At 70.5% G+C, this 1695-nt stretch carries 1 protein-coding gene; it reads right to left on the bottom strand.

Going from position 1 to position 1695, the window contains the following annotated elements; genetic code table 11:
* Positions 1-933 precede the first annotated feature (933 nt).
* On the bottom strand, positions 934-1197 hold the full coding sequence (locus BQ9890_RS14495; RefSeq protein WP_075893367.1) for a cell division protein CrgA: 264 nt from the start codon (positions 1195-1197) through the stop codon (positions 934-936).
* Positions 1198-1695 lie beyond the last annotated feature (498 nt).

Here is a 1695-nt window from a genome sequence, read left to right as displayed (position 1 = left end):
GGGCGCAGACAAGGGTGACCGTGCTGGCCACCGTCGCCATGGCGTTGGTCCTGGCGGGCCTGGTGGCGGGGACGTACGCGCTGCTCCTGCACTGACGGGGTGGGGGCGGGGGCGCACTCGCCGGGAGCTGGACTGCCCCCGACCGGGTGGATGCCGGGGCACGGGTGCGGGCGGTTGCACCGCTCCTGCACCGGGTGACGGTCCCAGGGCCTTGTCCGGCCCGGAACTGCCCTGTCGCAGTGCTGAGATCGTCACCGGCTGCAGCAGCTGGCATCCACGGTCGACCTCACGGTCCCTCCGGACGCGGATCCGGTCTGGATCCGCTGTCTCGGTCCCGATCCGGTCTGGATCCGCTGTCTCGGCCCCCGTGGAGACCGGGATCCGCCACGTCGACCCGGCCGTGAAACTGGCCGAGCTCCTGATCTGCGTAGACGCTCCGCTCAGGTGTGTCCGGCGGGTCGAGGCAGCGGATTCGTGACAACACCCCCGTCCAGAACCGCCGTCTCGGCCCGGATTCGGTCAGGATGCGCTGTTTCGGCCCGGATCCGGTCGGGATCCGCCGTCTCGACCCCAGCGTCGGGCCCGGATCAATGGCGGGTCCTCCTGGCCAGAGGGGGAACCACCTCTTCTCGCTCTCGTGCGGCTGGCCCGGGAGGATGGACCCGAGACGGGAACAGGTGCACGTCTGCGTGACCGGGATGTCGCCCCGGGGACGGAGACCGGTCTGCCCCGGCACGGGAGCACCGATCGGTGGACGACGGCCTGAGGTGGGGGGATGAACCACACCGGTGTCGTTTTCCCCAGCTGTGGACAGGGGTGTGGACAACTCTGTCCATCTGTGGACGGAGGGACCTGGACGGTGGAAACCGTGGAGACAGTCGGAGGGGCCGCCCGCAGTGCGGACGGCCCCTCCGGAGGACCTGGGGTCGGGGTTCAGCGCCACCTGAGCGTCATGAGGAACCCGACCATCATGATGCCGATCCCGATGACGATGTTCCACCAGTCGATGCCCGGGATCGGGTAGGAACCACCCGAGATGTAGTAGACCATGAGCCACAGCAGGCCGAGGACCATGAGGGTGATGAACGCGGGTGCCCACCACGACGGGCTCAGGGGGATGCCGTCGGTCCACGACTTGATGTCGGTGTCGTCGGAGGCGTCCACGCCACCCTTCTTGCGCTTCTTGGACTCGGCCACGGGACACTCCTGCACGGATCGTCGGGCGTCACGCCCGGGGGCACCGCATGAGTGCGGTGATTGCGGTCCTAGCGTAGTCTCGGAGTCGATCGCGGCCAAAGTGTGAGCAGTCCCGATCCCGGGAAGGGGTGCAGATGGGGAGTGAACCCACCGGACCCGTCGATCCCGGCGCGGATGCAGGGGAAACGGCCCCGATGCCACCCTCATACCCGCCGCGTCGACCCGGTCGGGCCGTGTCCCCCCACCCGGACGGGCACACCCCCCGCAGCACCCACAGCGGTGGCACTGACGGTTCCGGCACCACCACCGGCTCCGACACCTCCGGCAGCACGGCCGACGCGGGCAGCCCTGACGGCACAGCCGCCTCGGACAGCTCCGACCACGCCGATCCTGGCAGCGGGGTGGGGGAGCCGCAGGACGGAGGATCCGGACCCGCGGGGGCGGACCACGCTGGTGGCGCCCGCGCGGGGGAAGTGTCGGCGCGGCGTCGGCGGGCCC

The organism is Actinomyces provencensis, from assembly GCF_900155435.1.
In the GTDB taxonomy this organism is placed as follows: Bacteria; Actinomycetota; Actinomycetes; order Actinomycetales; family Actinomycetaceae; genus Pauljensenia; species Pauljensenia provencensis.
The sequence above is the reverse complement of the archived record's forward strand: the minus strand, read 5'-3'. Positions and strand labels throughout refer to the sequence as shown.